We start from the raw sequence: 13,623 nt of genomic DNA, 5'->3' as shown, positions 1-13,623 counted from the left end.
GTCCCCGCGTCAGCGGCGACGGCCCTTCTTGTCGTCCTTCTCGTGGCCGCGGAAGGTGCGGGTGGGCGCGAACTCGCCCAGCTTGTGACCGACCATGGTCTCGGTGACAAACACAGGGATGTGCTTGCGACCGTCGTGGACCGCGATCGTGTGACCCAGCATGGCCGGGATGATCATGGACCGGCGAGACCAGGTCTTGATGACGTTCTTGGTACCGGCTTCGTTCTGCACGACGACCTTGCGAAGCAGGTGCTCGTCGACGAAGGGGCCCTTCTTGAGACTCCGTGGCATCTTCTTCTACTCCTACTTGCGCTTCTTGCCGGCGGTGCGACGACGCACGATGTACTTGTCGCTTTCCTTGTTGGCGTGACGGGTACGACCCTCAGCCTGACCCCAGGGGGTGACCGGGTGACGTCCACCGGACGTCTTGCCCTCACCACCACCGTGCGGGTGGTCGACCGGGTTCATCGCAACACCGCGGACGGTCGGGCGGACGCCCTTCCAGCGCTTGCGGCCGGCCTTGCCCCAGTTGATGTTCGACTGCTCGGCGTTGCCGACCTCGCCGATGGTGGCGCGGCAGCGTGCGTCGACGTTGCGGATCTCACCCGAGGGCAGGCGGAGCTGCGCGTACGGGCCGTCCTTCGCGACGAGACGGACGGATGCACCGGCCGAACGCGCGAGCTTGGCGCCGCCGCCGGGACGGAGCTCGATCGCGTGGATCACCGTACCGGTCGGGATGTTCTTCAGCGGAAGGTTGTTGCCCGGCTTGATGTCAGCCGATGCACCGTTCTCGATGATGTCGCCCTGCTTCAGCTTGTTCGGCGCGAGGATGTAGCGCTTCTCGCCGTCGAAGTAGTGCAGCAGCGCGATGCGCGCGGTGCGGTTGGGGTCGTACTCGATGTGAGCGACCTTGGCGTTGACGCCGTCCTTGTCATTGCGACGGAAGTCGATGACACGGTACTGGCGCTTGTGGCCACCACCGATGTGACGGGTCGTGATGCGGCCCTGGTTGTTGCGACCACCGGTCTTCGAGAGCGGGCGCAGCAGCGACTTCTCGGGCGTCGATCGAGTGATCTCGGCGAAGTCAGCCACCGACGAGCCACGGCGACCCGGGGTCGTGGGCTTGTACTTGCGAATAGCCATGATTGTCCTTTATCCCCCGGATCAGCCGATTGCCGTGAAGATGTCGATGGTGCCCGACTTCAGGCTCACGATGGCGCGCTTGGTGTCCTTGCGCTTACCGGTGCCGAAGCGGGTGCGACGGGCCTTGCCGACGCGGTTGATCGTGTTGACCGACGCGACCTTGACATCGAAGATCTTCTCGATGGCGAGCTTGATCTCGGTCTTCGACGCGCGCGGGTCGACGAGGAACGTGTACTTGCCCTCGTCGATCAGCGAGTAGCTCTTCTCAGAGACGACCGGCTTCAGGATGATGTCGCGGGGGTCCTTGTTGAACGCCGTCTGGAGGGCGCCGTTCTGCTCGGTCATGCCGAGACCTCCTCGGTTGCGCCGGTCTTGGAGGCGATGAAGCCCTCGAGAGCGGCCTGGGTGAAGACGATGTCGTCGGAGACGAGCACGTCGTAGGCGTTGAGCTGGTCGAAGCTGATCACGTGGAGGTTCGAGAGGTTCCGAATGCTCTTGGTGGTCAGCTCGTCGTTGCGCTCGGTCACGACCAGGATGTTCTTGGACGTGGCGACGGTCGCGAGGAACTTCGCGGCGGCCTTGGTCGACGGGACGCCGTCGATGCCGAACGACTCGATGGCGTGCAGGCGCTCACCGCGGAAACGGTCGCTGAGCGCGCCCAGGAGGGCGGCGGCGATCATCTTCTTGGGGGTGCGCTGCGAGTAGTCACGCGGCTTCGGGCCGTGGACGATGCCACCGCCTGTCATGTGCGGCGCGCGGATCGAGCCCTGGCGGGCGTTACCCGTGCCCTTCTGCTTGAAGGGCTTGCGGCCGGCGCCGGAGACCTCGCCACGACGCTTGGTCGAGTGCGTGCCCTGGCGAGCCGCCGCGAGCTGCGCGACGACGACCTGGTGGATGAGCGGGATGTTCGTCTTGACGTCGAAGAGCGCGGCGGGCAGCTCGATGGAGCCTGCCTTCTTGCCGTCGGCCTTGAGGACGTCGAGCGCGAGAGTCGAGTCAGTCATGGACTAGGCCCCCTTCACTGCGTTGCGGACGTAGACGACGCGGCCACGAGCACCGGGGACGGCGCCCTTGACGAGCAGCAGACCCTTCTCGGCGTCGATGCCGTGCACCGTCAGGTTGAGGACGGTCACGCGCTCGCCACCCATACGGCCGGCCATGCGCATTCCCTTGAAGACGCGGCTCGGGGTCGACGATGCGCCGATCGAACCGGGCTTGCGGTGGTTGCGGTGTGCACCGTGCGATGCCGAGACGCCCTTGAAGTTGTGGCGCTTCATGACACCCGCGGTGCCCTTGCCCTTGCTGGTGCCGACGACGTCGACCAGCTGGCCCGCCTCGAACACGCCGTCGACCGTGATCTCCTGACCGAGTGAGTAGTCAGCAGCATCCGCGGTGCGGATCTCGGTGACGTGGCGGCGCGGCGTGACGCCGGCAGCCTCGAAGTGGGCGGTGAGGGGCTTGTTCACCTTGCGGGGGTCGATCTGGCCGGCCGCGATCTGAACGGCGTTGTAGCCATCCTTCTCGGGAGTACGAACCTGGGTGACCACGTTCGGAGCCAGCTCGATGACGGTGACGGGGACGAGCTTGCCGTCCGCGTTCCACACCTGGGTCATGCCGAGCTTGGTGCCCAGCATCCCCTTCGAAATCTTTGCGTTGATGTCAACCATTCCAGACCCCTTACAGCTTGATCTCGATGTTGACGTCGGCCGGGAGGTCGAGGCGCATCAGCGAGTCGACAGCCTTCGGCGTCGGGTCGACGATGTCGATCAGACGCTTGTGGGTGCGCATCTCGAAGTGCTCGCGGCTGTCCTTGTACTTGTGGGGAGAACGGATCACGGCGACCACGTTCTTCTCCGTCGGAAGCGGCACGGGGCCGACGACAGTCGCGCCCGCACGGGTCACGGTGTCGACGATCTTGCGCGCCGACGTGTCGATGACCTCGTGGTCATACGACTTCAGGCGAATGCGGATCTTCTGTCCCGCCATTGTCTGCTCACTCTCTTTAAGGCGTCGTACCGGCCTGGATCGGGTGACCCAGGGGCATTGGACGCACGTCGGCGCTGTTCGCGCCAGGCACTCCCCCGACGACATGACTGTCGAAGGGATGCGCACCACTGTTCTTCTGTCAGCCCGCGCACCTCTCGGCGCACGGCAGAACCTCCTGGTGGAGGTGGTGTCGTTCTGCTGCCCGCGGCCTAGAACCCTGCATCCTCATGTTCGGGAGAACGGATGCCGTCTATGCACTGCCCTGGCAGTGATCCGTCAGGCGCGCACTGCGCACCGCCGGAATGTGGAACCTGTCTATTCTGCCATGCCGGATTTCACTTGCGCAAACCCGGGCGTGTCGCGCTCGGATGCCACGCGGACACTGCGAAGGCGGCGCACCCGATGGTGCGCCGCCTTCGAGGATTCTCTTACTCGTTGCCGATCGACTTGTCGGCCGCGTCGCGGATCTCGTCGATCTTCTCGGATGCTCCGGGGGCGATCTTCTTGGCGAAGTCGGCTACGCCGTCGAGGACCTTGTCGCTGATGTCCTCGGCCTGGTCGCTCTTGAGAGCTCCGTCGACCTTTTCCTTGTTCTGCTCGTACAGGCCCTTGCCCTTGTTCACGATGTCGTCGATGCCCATGCGGGTGCCCCCTTCGATCGGATGCGCCGGCTGTTGCGCGGCATACCTATTCTGCTCGTCCAGCCGCCGATCCGGTAGTCCCCGGGATCACGGGGGTACGCGCCGCTTCACTTCGGTGCGGTCGCCTCGCGACCCAGACGTACAGAGCGAGCACGACGATCGATCCGCCGAGTCCGACCGCCCACCAGGGAAACCTCGGGACTTCCGGACGCTCTCCAGCGGACGCAAGATCCTCGACAGGCGTCGGCAGCACCCGGTCCCCCGTCACGAGAATGCGGTGGCTGTTGATGCCGAGCGGCGTGCAGGTGATGAGCGTCAGGAGGTCCTCACCGGCCTGGGGATAGAGGGTCTGCGTGTCCTGCGGTTCGACCACAGTCGTGCTCGTGACCTGGTACGTGAGGACTTCGCCGTAAACCTCGATCGTGAACGTGTCGCCGATCTTCACCTGGTCGAGATGGTCGAACAGCTCGGCCGTCGCAAGGCCGCGGTGTCCGGTGAGCACGGCGTGTGTTCCCTCGCCGCCCACCGGCAGAGCCGTGCCCTCGAGATGTCCGATGCCCTTCTCGAGCACATCGTCGGTCGTCCCGTGGAAGATCGGCAGGTCGGCCTCGATGGATGGAATCCGCAGTCGTGCCATCAGACCCTGCCCATCCGCGTCGAGGAGGGACTCGTACACGTCGTGGAGCGCCGCGTCGTCTCCGGAAAGCGGTTTGCGCTCGTTCGCAGCCACGATGGACGAGCCGTCGGTCAGCGAGTCGTTGTAGGCATCGGCGGCATCGAGCTCGCCGGTGCGATCACCGGGCCCCAGGTTGCGGACCGTGCCTGAGTACTGATCGATCTCCATGGACTGCTCGTACTGCGTGAACCACGCGGCAATGGTGGGATACAGCAGCAGCAGCAGCCCCGCGAAGGCGATCACGGCGATGAAGATCGGCAGCTGCGGGCGACGATCCGCGGAACGACTGCGGCGACGCCGTGTGTGCCGGACGGCACCCGTATCATCGGACATCGCTCTCCTCGGTCTCGTCGGTCATGCGTTCGGCCGGCCGCTGCGCTCGCAGCGGCCGGCCGAATCTGCTCGTCGGTTACGCCTCGACGGTCGCGACCACGGCAGCCGGACGCCGCCGTCCGCCGATAATCACGGCAGCGCCGATGGCCATCGCGATGAGTGCGGCACCGCCGATGCCGAACCACAGGCCGCCGTCGCCACCGGTGAGGGGCAGCGCCCACGCGGGCACCTGCGTGAACGGGACCGGCACGTAGTTGTTCCCCGCGGCCTTGGGGTCACTGGGAATGACCTGTGTGCCGGCTACGACCGTCACCGAACGCTCGCTGGCACCGTCGACAGTGTAGCCGGGCACGGACGTCGTGACGGCGACCTTATAGTCTCCCGCCGGGACGTTCTTGAACGTGACCTGACCGGTGGCCGGGTCGGCCGTGCCGGTGACTGCCGAACCGTTGACGATCACGGGGTTGCCCGACGCGTCCTGCAGCACGTAAACGGCACCGCCGAGCGGAGTGGTGCTCGTCCCCTTTGCATAGGAGAAGATCGTCAGGTTCGCGAACGGGGTCGTGGCAGAGATGACAGGACCGGTCTGCACGCCATCGAACGCACCGTTCGTGACGCCGTTGATCGACGTGCCGGCGGTGTTGGCGATCTGACCGTTCGCGGGCACGTTGATCACGCGCGTGAGCACGGAGAACGTCACGGTGCCGCCCTGGTTCGCCTGAAGCTTCGTGAGACCCGATGCGTTGAACGTTGCCTTGAGCTGCGTCGCGCCGCTGGCGGCGATGGTGACGTCGTTGGTGTTCGCTGCGCCGACGGTCAGCGCCACGCTCGTGCCCGCCGCGTTGACGAGGGTCGCCGTCGAGGCCGCGACACCTGCAGGCGGCGTGGTCACGAACGCGAGGTTGGCGGGATCGATCGTGTCGGAGACGACGAAGGAAGTCATCGCCGTGGCCTGCGAGGTGGTGGGCAGGTACGGCACGGTGGTGTTGATGTTCCAGCGGACGAGATCGCGGCCGGCAGCCGTCTCAGCGGCGGTGGGCGCTACGACCGTCTTGGTGAGCGAGCTCACACCGTTCTTCGGATAGACGTGGACGTCGTAGATCCAGTTGTCGGACGCGGTGTCGGCCTGAGGCAGCGTCACGAGGAAGGGATCGGCCTTCGTGGTGACGTTGCTCGGGGCGCTGACCTCGGTGACGAGGTACATCGACTTCGTCAGACCGTTGGACTGATCGAACTTGAGGTACCCCTTCTCGCCGTTCACGGTCGCCGTCGTGCCGGTGATCGCCGTGCCGAGTGTGTAGCCCGAGACCGCCTGCGTCGCCGACTCGCCCGCAGCGACCTTCGCGCGGATCGTGGCGGCCGCCTTCCAGCCCGCGTCCGTCGTGAGGTCGATCGAGCCGACGCGCTGCACCGAGAACGACACCCCGTCGATGCCGGCGCCTGCGACCGACGCGTTGGCCTCCTTGCCGGTGCCGGTGGTCGTGCCGTTGGTCGCAGTCTTCTCGTGCTTGTGGATGGTCAGCGAGACCGGGGTGCTGTTGGTGATGTCGACGGCGTTCGCGGGAACCGCGCCCGCCAGAGTCACGATCGCACCGAGCGCGATCGCACCGAGTGCGGTGGTGACCCGCTTCATGGTGGTGTTCATGTGATCTTTCTCCCCCGAGATCGATGTGGTGTTGATGTTGGTCTTGCGGATGGCGGGGCGCTGCCTGGCGGCGGCGCGTCTGCTGGGTGGATGAGGACGGATGCGATGCTGTTCCATCAGGCGACCGACTCCTGGCGGCGACGGCGGCGTGCGATGAGAGCGGCGACGAGGGCGACGGCGATGGTCGCCCCGCCGGCGATCAGGAACGCATCGGCGCTGGGACCGCCGGTGAGCGGCAGCGAGAGTTGAGGCGCCTGCGCGTTGACGAATCGGTAGTAGGCGTTCTGGCCGACCGCCGGGGCGGTGATGGACGATCCCACCTCCGTGCAGTTCGCTCCGCTCGCGTCAGTGCACTGCTGCAACACGGTCTGATACCAGGTGCGCGGGGTGTTCGCCGCTGTTGTGGCCTCGCTCAGCGTGTAGGCGTGGCCCGGCCGCACGTCGATCGCCGTTCCCGTGCTGCTTCCCAGGACGCTCGACGACGTCAGCCCGGTGAGCGCCGCCGGCGTCGCCGTCAGCGTCCACGCGCCCTCCTTCACGCCGGCGGGCGGATTCAGCACCTGCTTGATGAGGGTGATCCGTGCGGTTGCACTCGTCGAGATGCAGGTGACCTCCGCATTGGGCGCGATCGTGACCTTCTTGTCGGAGGCCACGGCGACCGACGCTCCTGCCTTGTCCTTGCAGCTCCACCCGGTCTGCACGTAGGTGGCCGGGCCACCGGTCTCGGAGAGCTGGAACTGGCTGTTCGGAGCGACGACGACGTCGGTGACTCCGGCAGAGCCGGTCGCGCCCGTGAGTGCGGCGCCGCTCGTCGGGGTCGCCGACAGCGTCCAGGCGGTCGCCGTCGCCGAGCCGGCGCTCTTGACCAGGGTCAGGGTAGCCTTCGGCAGCACGGTGAGAGTCGCAGTCTGGGTCACGTCGAGCATCGTTGTGAGGTTGCCGGACCCGTTGGCGTAGGTGCCCTGCTGGGCTGCGGTGACGTCGATCGTGGCTGTGCAGGAGGCCTCGCCCGATGCGAAATCGAATCCCGACAGCGAGATCGACGTTGCGCCGGGGTTGCCCGAGTATGCGAGCTCCGCGCCCGTGATGCTCCGGCAGGTACCGCTCACCGCCGGGTTCGGCGCGACCACCAGACCGCGGGGAAGGGCGTCCGTGAACGACATGTCGGGCTTCGCCGCGAGTTCGGAGGTGTTCGTGATCGTGAACGTGAGGGTGGACTTCTCACCGGCAGTGATAGTCGCCGGGCTAAACGCCTTGCCGAGCGTGGGCGTGACGTCGACGATCCGCAGGTTGTCGATCGCGAAGTCGTTGCCGCCGCTGTTGTTGTTGAGGTTGCGCACCGTCGGGCGCAGCATCTCGAGCTGGTTCGGCTGGATGAGCAGTGCGGTGTCCGAGGTGAAGCGGCCGGCCCGCACGCTGTCTCCGCCGAACACCCAGTTTCTGAAGCCGGACGGCAACGGCGAGGTGTACGGCAGAGCGCGCGAATCAGTGCACGCCGTGATCGCCGTGGTGGTCACCGGGGAGCCCGTAGCGGTGAGCGCGAGCGTGAGCTGCGAACGCTGCGAGGTTGTACCGCACGAGGCTTCGGCGATGTCGATGGATGCCGCATAGTAGCGCGCCAAGGTCTGCGATAGTCCCAGGCTCGTGGTGCGCTGGAAGACGCGGTTCGCACCCGCTGCACCCTGACCGCTGTCGGTCCACTCGACCAGCACTCGATTCCGCTGGGTGCTCGCCGTGGATCGGGTGAGTCCCGCACCGACTTGGCCGAGAACATCGGCCAGTCGGCGTACGTTCACTCGCGCATTGGTCTGATTGTTCGTGTTGGAAGAAGCGCAGACGCCGTCGGGGTAGGTAGAGACGGTGTAGTCGACCACGACGCCATTGCACTTCGCGTAGTCGAGCCAGAAGGCATCGGCCGTGTAATTGTTCGAGAACCGCACCTGATCCAGCCTGATGACGGTTCCCCGATGGGATGCCTGCGTATCGAACTCCTCGGTCCACACCTCGGTGGGAGCCTTCGCAACGGCGGCGAGTACCGCCATGCGAGACAGGCTGCGCGGCTTCGTGACGCCCGTGTCGGGCGCCGTCCCACTCGGGGCAACGGACGGCGTCACCGTCGGACTCGGCGAAGGGGACGGCTCATCACTCGCCTCGGGAGTGGTCCCCGGTGCGGATTGGCCGCCAGGAATGGACTCGTCGACAGGCGCGGACTCGTCGGCGGGCCTGGACTCCTCAGCCGCGGGCTCAGACGGCTCGGCCGCGTCATCGGACTGGTCCGGGGCCGTCGACGCCGGCACCGGCGCTGGCGTGTCGTCTGCGGCGACCGCCGACGGCACGAAACCGCCGATGACGAGGGCTCCGACGACGGAGGCTGCGGCGACCGCGCGCGCACTCCACAGACCGGCCCTCGCCCCAGCACCCACGAACGTTCACCCCAACTATAGTCAAAAGTCTATTGCGCACGCGTCTGCTATGGCCTTCTGGCTATATTAACGGATAACAAAGGGCAGATGCCACTGCCGAACGTCAATCTGACGGAAATCTTCGCTCGCGGGAACGAAAAAGAGGGTCGAGCCTTTCGGCTCGACCCTCTTTACGAGGAAGCTGGTGCTTACTTGATGATGCTGGTGACCGTACCGGCACCCACGGTGCGTCCACCCTCACGGATGGCGAAGCCGAGGCCCTCCTCCATGGCGATCGGCTGGATGAGCTCGACCGTCATGTCGGTGGTGTCGCCGGGCATGACCATCTCGGTGCCCTCGGGCAGCGTGATGACGCCGGTGACGTCGGTGGTGCGGAAGTAGAACTGCGGACGGTAGTTCGTGTAGAACGGGTTGTGACGGCCGCCCTCTTCCTTCGAGAGGATGTAGGCGGTGCCCTCGAAGTTGGTGTGAGGGGTGACCGAACCCGGCTTCACGACGACCTGGCCGCGCTCGACGTCCTCGCGCTTGAGGCCACGGAGCAGCAGACCACAGTTCTCGCCGGCCCATGCCTCGTCGAGCTGCTTGTGGAACATCTCGATACCAGTGACCGTGGTCTTCTGCGTCGGGCGGATGCCGACGATCTCGACCTCGGAGTTGATGGCGAGGGTTCCACGCTCGGCGCGGCCGGTGACGACCGTTCCACGACCGGTGATCGTGAAGACGTCCTCGATCGGCATGAGGAACGGCTTGTCGCGGTCGCGCTCCGGGTCCGGAACGCTGTCGTCGACGGCCTGCATGAGCTCGAGGATCGAGTCGACCCACTTCTCGTCGCCCTCGAGCGCCTTGAGCGCCGAGACCTTGACGACAGGAGCGTCCTCGTCGAAGCCCTGGCCGGCGAGCAGCTCGCGGACCTCGAGCTCGACGAGCTCCAGGATCTCCTCGTCGTCGACCATGTCGGACTTGTTCAGCGCGACGAGCAGGTACGGAACGCCGACCTGCTTGGCGAGCAGGACGTGCTCACGGGTCTGAGCCATCGGGCCGTCGGTGGCGGCGACCACGAGGATGGCGCCGTCCATTTGAGCAGCACCGGTGATCATGTTCTTGACGTAGTCGGCGTGGCCGGGGGCGTCAACGTGCGCGTAGTGACGCTTGGGGGTCTCGTACTCGATGTGCGAGATGTTGATCGTGATACCGCGCTGGCGCTCTTCCGGCGCCGAGTCGATGGAAGCGAAGTCACGCTGAACGTTGGTGTCCGACGGGTACTTGTCGGCGAGCACCTTGGAGATGGCTGCGGACAGCGTCGTCTTGCCGTGGTCAACGTGACCGATGGTTCCGATGTTGACGTGCGGCTTGGTCCGCTCGAACTTGGCCTTGGCCACTGGGTCCTCCTCAGGACGTTCGTGTAGAGATTGCCGGGCACTGGATTGTGACCGGTTCTCTACGGGGTTTGATTCTCAGTTTAGTAGAGAGTGCTTTGTGAAGTTGTGTGTTGTCCGACCGGCCCCGCGAAGGGGCCGGTCGGCTAAGGGCTTACTCGCCCTTGGTCTTCTGGATGATCTCGTCCGCGACGGCCTTGGGGACCTCGGAGTACGAGTCGAACTCCATCGAGTAGACCGCGCGGCCCGAAGTCTTCGAGCGCAGGTCGCCGATGTAGCCGAACATCTCGGACAGCGGCACCGAAGCGCGCACGATCTTGATGCCGGTGGCGTCCTCCATCGACTGGATCTGGCCACGACGCGAGTTCAGGTCGCCGATGACGTCGCCCATGTACTCCTCGGGAGTACGGACCTCGACGGCCATCAGCGGCTCGAGCAGCACGGGGTTCGCGCGGCGCACGGCCTCCTTGAAGCCCATGGAGCCGGCGATCTTGAACGCCATCTCCGAGGAGTCGACGTCGTGCGACGCACCGTCGATCAGGATCGCCTTGACACCGACCATGGGGTAGCCGGCGAGGGCACCCGTGGCCATGGCGTCCTGGAAGCCCTGGTTCGTCGGCTCGATGTACTCGCGCGGGATGCGGCCACCGGTGACCTTGTTCTCGAACTCGTACGTCTTCTCAGCCGTGACCTCGAGGGGCTCGATCGTGAACTGGATCTTCGCGAACTGACCCGATCCACCGGTCTGCTTCTTGTGCGTGTAGTCGTGCTTCTCGACGGCCTTCTTGATGGTCTCGCGGTATGCCACCTGGGGCTTGCCGACGTTCGCCTCGACGCGGAACTCGCGCTTCATGCGGTCGACGAGGATGTCCAGGTGCAACTCGCCCATGCCCTTGATGGTCGTCTGACCGGTCTCGGGGTTGAGCTCCGTACGGAACGTCGGGTCCTCTTCGGCGAGCTTCTGGATGGCGACACCCAGCTTCTCCTGGTCGGCCTTCGTCTTCGGCTCGATCGCGACCTCGATGACGGGCTCGGGGAACGTCATCGACTCGAGGACGACCGGGGCGGCCGGGTCGGCGAGGGTGTCACCGGTGGTGGTGTCCTTCAGGCCGATGACGGCGTAGATGTTGCCCGCGGTGAGCGAGTCGACCGGGTTCTCCTTGTTGGCGTGCATCTGGAAGATCTTTCCGATGCGCTCCTTCTTGCCCTTGGTCGAGTTGATCACGGCGGAACCCGATTCGAGGTGCCCCGAGTACACGCGGACGTAGGTCAGGCGACCGAAGAACGGGTGCACCGCGACCTTGAACGCGAGGGCCGAGAACGGGTCGTCCGCGCTGGGGCGACGCTCGATGATCTTCTCCTCGTCCTTCGGGTCGTGAGCCTGGATGGCGCCGACGTCGAGAGGGTTGGGGAGGTAGTCCACGACGGCGTCGAGCATGGGCTGGACACCGCGGTTCTTGAACGCCGAGCCGCAGAGCACGGGGTAGATCTCGTTCGCGACGACCATCTTGCGAATGGCGCCCTTGATCTCGGGGATGGTGAGCTCTTCGCCGCCGAAGAACTTCTCGAGGAGCTCGTCGTCGGTCTCGGCGACGGTCTCGAGCAGCTGCTGACGGTACTCCTCGGCCTTGGCCTGGAGGTCGGCGGGGATCTCCTGCACCTCGTACGAGGCACCCATCGTCACGTCACCCTTGGCGTCACCCGGCCACACCAGCGCGCGCATCTCGATGAGGTCGACGACGCCGACGAAGTCGTTCTCGGCACCGATCGGGAGCTGCAGCACGAGGGGCTTCGCACCCAGGCGGTTCACGATCGTGTCGACGGTGAAGTAGAAGTCGGCACCGAGCTTGTCCATCTTGTTGACGAAGCAGATGCGCGGAACGCCGTACTTGTCGGCCTGACGCCACACGGTCTCGGACTGGGGCTCGACGCCCTCCTTGCCGTCGAACACGGCGACGGCACCGTCGAGGACGCGCAGCGAGCGCTCGACCTCGACCGTGAAGTCCACGTGACCGGGGGTGTCGATGATGTTGATCTGGTTGTTGTTCCAGAAGCAGGTCACGGCGGCAGACGTGATCGTGATGCCGCGCTCCTTCTCCTGCTCCATCCAGTCGGTGGTCGAGGCGCCGTCATGCGTCTCGCCCAGCTTGTGGTTCACGCCCGTGTAGAACAGGATGCGCTCGGTGGTGGTGGTCTTGCCGGCATCGATGTGCGCCATGATGCCGATGTTGCGGACCTTGCTCAGGTCGGTGAGCACGTCTTGTGCCACAGGAGTGTCCTTTTCTGTCTAGCAGTGCGACTGCGAAGAGAGGGGGTGCCGGGATCGAGCCCTTCGACAGGCTCGGGGATCGACCCCGGCGAAGCTGTTTACCAGCGGTAGTGAGCGAACGCGCGGTTCGACTCGGCCATCTTGTGAGTGTCCTCACGACGCTTGACTGCAGCGCCCAGGCCGTTCGACGCGTCGAGGATCTCGTTCTGGAGACGCTCGGTCATCGTCTTCTCGCGACGACCCTTGGCGTAGCTGACGAGCCAGCGCAGCGCGAGGGTGTTGGCGCGGTGAGGCTTGACCTCGACCGGCACCTGGTACGTCGAGCCACCGACGCGGCGGCTGCGGACCTCAAGGGTGGGGCGCACGTTGTCGAGCGCCTTCTTGAGGGTGGCGACAGCATCCTGGCCGTTCTTCGCCTCGACGCCGCGGAGGGCGCCGTAGACGATCGACTCGGCCAGCGACTTCTTGCCGTCGACGAGGATCTTGTTCACCAGCGAGGTGACGATCGGAGCGCCGTATACGGGGTCGTTGACGACGGGGCGCTTGGGGGCCGGTCCCTTACGAGGCATCTAACTCAACCCTTCTTCGCGCCGTAGCGGGAACGAGCCTGCTTACGGTTCTTGACAGCCTGGGTGTCCAGGGCGCCGCGGACGATCTTGTAACGCACACCGGGGAGGTCCTTCACACGACCACCGCGGACGAGCACCAGCGAGTGCTCCTGCAGGTTGTGGCCCTCACCGGGGATGTAGGCGGTGACCTCGGTGCCGTTGCGGAGCTTCACACGAGCGACCTTGCGCATCGCCGAGTTCGGCTTCTTCGGGGTGGTGGTGTAGACGCGGGTGCAGACCCCGGCCTGCTGGGGGTTCGACTTCAGGGCGGGCGCCTTGGTCTTGGTGACCTTGGGCGAACGACCCTTGCGAACCAACTGCTGAATGGTTGGCACGTTCTCTCCTCATAGTGCTGCACGGTGACAGCGTGATGGGTTTCACATCATGACCCACCGGCGCGCCCGATCAGGCGAGCTTTTGGTGTGGTGGGTATGCCGTGGGGGCTGACCGGTATGGACCGGAGCCCGTGTGCAGGCACGCAGAGACGTGCACACACCTGACCAAGTGTAATCCCGCGTAACGC

At 65.5% G+C, this 13,623-nt stretch carries 14 protein-coding genes; all 14 read right to left on the bottom strand.

Annotation, left to right across the window (positions count from 1 at the left end; translation table 11 throughout):
* Positions 1 to 9: 9 nt before the first annotated feature.
* Complete coding sequence (gene rpsS, locus HWX58_RS01310) at positions 10 to 291, bottom strand: 30S ribosomal protein S19 (protein ID WP_120229702.1); 282 nt, start codon at positions 289 to 291, stop codon at positions 10 to 12.
* 12 nt (positions 292 to 303) lie between these two features.
* On the bottom strand, positions 304 to 1,143 hold the full coding sequence (rplB, locus tag HWX58_RS01305) for a 50S ribosomal protein L2 (RefSeq protein WP_175985203.1): 840 nt from the start codon (positions 1,141 to 1,143) through the stop codon (positions 304 to 306).
* A 21-nt stretch (positions 1,144 to 1,164) separates the two neighbouring features.
* Positions 1,165 to 1,488 (bottom strand): 50S ribosomal protein L23, encoded by a 324-nt coding sequence (gene rplW, locus HWX58_RS01300; RefSeq protein WP_175985201.1) that lies wholly within the window; start codon positions 1,486 to 1,488, stop codon positions 1,165 to 1,167.
* The gene (gene rplD / locus HWX58_RS01295) at positions 1,485 to 2,147 is read right to left on the bottom strand and encodes a 50S ribosomal protein L4 (protein ID WP_175985199.1); all 663 of its coding nucleotides are present in this window, start codon (positions 2,145 to 2,147) and stop codon (positions 1,485 to 1,487) included. The genes rplW and rplD overlap by 4 nt, the downstream gene beginning before the upstream one ends.
* A 3-nt stretch (positions 2,148 to 2,150) precedes the next feature.
* Positions 2,151 to 2,810, bottom strand: coding sequence for a 50S ribosomal protein L3 (gene rplC, locus HWX58_RS01290; RefSeq protein ID WP_175985197.1), 660 nt, complete (start codon positions 2,808 to 2,810; stop codon positions 2,151 to 2,153).
* A 10-nt stretch (positions 2,811 to 2,820) separates the two neighbouring features.
* Entirely contained in the window at positions 2,821 to 3,129 is a 309-nt protein-coding gene (gene rpsJ / locus HWX58_RS01285) for a 30S ribosomal protein S10 (RefSeq protein WP_085018734.1), read from the bottom strand.
* Between the two features lie 428 nt (positions 3,130 to 3,557).
* Complete coding sequence (locus tag HWX58_RS01280) at positions 3,558 to 3,770, bottom strand: hypothetical protein (protein WP_175985196.1); 213 nt, start codon at positions 3,768 to 3,770, stop codon at positions 3,558 to 3,560.
* Positions 3,771 to 3,816: 46 nt separating this feature from the next.
* Positions 3,817 to 4,779 (bottom strand): class C sortase, encoded by a 963-nt coding sequence (locus HWX58_RS01275; protein WP_175985194.1) that lies wholly within the window; start codon positions 4,777 to 4,779, stop codon positions 3,817 to 3,819.
* A 76-nt stretch (positions 4,780 to 4,855) separates the two neighbouring features.
* Positions 4,856 to 6,424: a SpaH/EbpB family LPXTG-anchored major pilin gene (locus HWX58_RS01270; protein ID WP_175985192.1), complete on the bottom strand. Its 1,569-nt coding sequence runs from the start codon at positions 6,422 to 6,424 to the stop codon at positions 4,856 to 4,858.
* Between the two features lie 116 nt (positions 6,425 to 6,540).
* The gene (locus tag HWX58_RS01265; protein ID WP_175985190.1) at positions 6,541 to 8,847 is read right to left on the bottom strand and encodes a DUF7933 domain-containing protein; all 2,307 of its coding nucleotides are present in this window, start codon (positions 8,845 to 8,847) and stop codon (positions 6,541 to 6,543) included.
* A 188-nt stretch (positions 8,848 to 9,035) separates the two neighbouring features.
* Positions 9,036 to 10,226: an elongation factor Tu gene (gene tuf, locus HWX58_RS01260; protein ID WP_175985187.1), complete on the bottom strand. Its 1,191-nt coding sequence runs from the start codon at positions 10,224 to 10,226 to the stop codon at positions 9,036 to 9,038.
* A 151-nt stretch (positions 10,227 to 10,377) separates the two neighbouring features.
* On the bottom strand, positions 10,378 to 12,492 hold the full coding sequence (fusA, locus tag HWX58_RS01255) for an elongation factor G (RefSeq protein WP_175985185.1): 2,115 nt from the start codon (positions 12,490 to 12,492) through the stop codon (positions 10,378 to 10,380).
* Between the two features lie 98 nt (positions 12,493 to 12,590).
* Positions 12,591 to 13,061: a 30S ribosomal protein S7 gene (gene rpsG / locus HWX58_RS01250; RefSeq protein ID WP_017201608.1), complete on the bottom strand. Its 471-nt coding sequence runs from the start codon at positions 13,059 to 13,061 to the stop codon at positions 12,591 to 12,593.
* A gap of 5 nt (positions 13,062 to 13,066) precedes the next feature.
* Entirely contained in the window at positions 13,067 to 13,435 is a 369-nt protein-coding gene (rpsL, locus tag HWX58_RS01245; RefSeq protein WP_017201609.1) for a 30S ribosomal protein S12, read from the bottom strand.
* Positions 13,436 to 13,623 lie beyond the last annotated feature (188 nt).

Source organism: Microbacterium tenebrionis, from assembly GCF_903645325.1.
In the GTDB taxonomy this organism is placed as follows: domain Bacteria; phylum Actinomycetota; class Actinomycetes; order Actinomycetales; family Microbacteriaceae; genus Microbacterium; species Microbacterium tenebrionis.
Note: the sequence above shows the minus strand (reverse complement) of the source record. Positions and strands in the feature narration are given on the sequence as shown.